The organism is Sphingobium indicum BiD32 (genome assembly GCF_000382885.1).
Taxonomy (GTDB): Bacteria; Pseudomonadota; Alphaproteobacteria; order Sphingomonadales; family Sphingomonadaceae; genus Sphingobium; species Sphingobium japonicum_C.
In genome coordinates this window covers 1-1,225 of record NZ_CAVK010000100.1, presented here as the reverse complement: position 1 = coordinate 1,225, position 1,225 = coordinate 1, and the positions used below count along the sequence as shown (strand labels likewise).

Annotated in this window: 1 protein-coding gene; it reads right to left on the bottom strand. The window is 60.4% G+C overall.

The features are described from left to right. Positions 1 to 21 precede the first annotated feature (21 nt). Positions 22 to 1,163 (bottom strand): IS3 family transposase gene (locus tag EBBID32_RS10415; RefSeq protein ID WP_156022526.1). Its coding sequence is split into 2 segments (ribosomal slippage): positions 22 to 923 and positions 923 to 1,163, totalling 1,143 coding nucleotides; the frame shifts between segments, so codons are not numbered across the junction. Between the last annotated feature and the right edge of the window lie 62 nt (positions 1,164 to 1,225).

The window sequence follows — 1,225 nt, the reverse complement described above, 5'->3', positions numbered from 1 at the left end:
GATTGAGTAGCCCCTAGTTTTCTAGACGCCTTCCGCTTTCAAAATCTGCTGCCGTTCGAACTCGACGGGCGACAGCATCCCGTTCCTGACGTGCTTGCGCACCGGGTTGTAGAACATCTCGACGTAATCGAACACGTCTTGCCGGGCTTCCTCGCGGGTTTTGTAGGTGCGGCGCCGGATGCGCTCACGCTTGAGCGAGGAGAAGAAGCTCTCGGCGACGGCATTGTCATGGCAGTTGCCGCGTCGGCTCATCGAGTGCTCAAGATTGTGAGCCCGGATGAAGGCAGCCCAGTCCATGCTGGTGAACTGCGAGCCCTGATCCGAGTGGATCAGCACCCGCTGCTTCGGTTTGCGCCGCCATACCGCCATGTGCAGCGCCTGCAGCACTACATCGGTGGTCTGTCGGCTCTGCATCGACCAACCCACCACGCGGCGGGAATAGAGGTCGATCACGACAGCCAGATAGGCAAAGCCTTCCAGGGTGCGAATGTAAGTGATGTCGGTCACCCAGGCGCGATCGGGCGCAGCAACATCGAACTGGCGATCCAGCGTGTTGTCGACCACCAGGGACGGCTTGCCACCGTAGCTGCCAGGCCGGCGTTTGTAGCCGATCTGTGCCCTGATGCCCGCCAGCCTGGTCAACCGCGCAACGCGGTTGGGGCAGCAGGTCTCGCCGTGATCCAACAGGTCGTCGTGCAGCTTGCGGTAGCCATAGACTTTGCCGCTGTCGTTCCAAGCTTTGCGGATCAGATCGGTCTGCCGGGCATCTTCCTGAGCCCGCTGGCTAAGCGGGCTCTTTTGCCAAGCATAGAAACCGCTGGGCTGCACGGCGAGGCAGCGGCACATTGCCCGCACGCCAAAGCGATCGCGATGCTCGGCAATGAACGCGTATCTCACTTTGCATCTCGAGCGAAATACGCGGTGGCTTTTTTTAGGATGTCACGCTCCTCGGTCACCCGAGCCAGCTCGCGCTTCAGCTGGCGGATCTCGGCATCCTTGCCAGCATCGCCGGATACGATCTTCTCCAGCTGCCGTTTCCACGCATACAGCGAGTGCGCGCTGACCCCGAGCCGCTGCGAGACCTCCGCTACCGGATACCCGCGTTCGGTAATCTGGGCCACCGCATCGCGCTTGAACTCATCACTGAAATTAGCCTTCACCATCGTCGCCTCCTGTCCTCAAAATTAGGATCGAAGGCGTCCAGAAATCTAGGGGCTACTCAGAT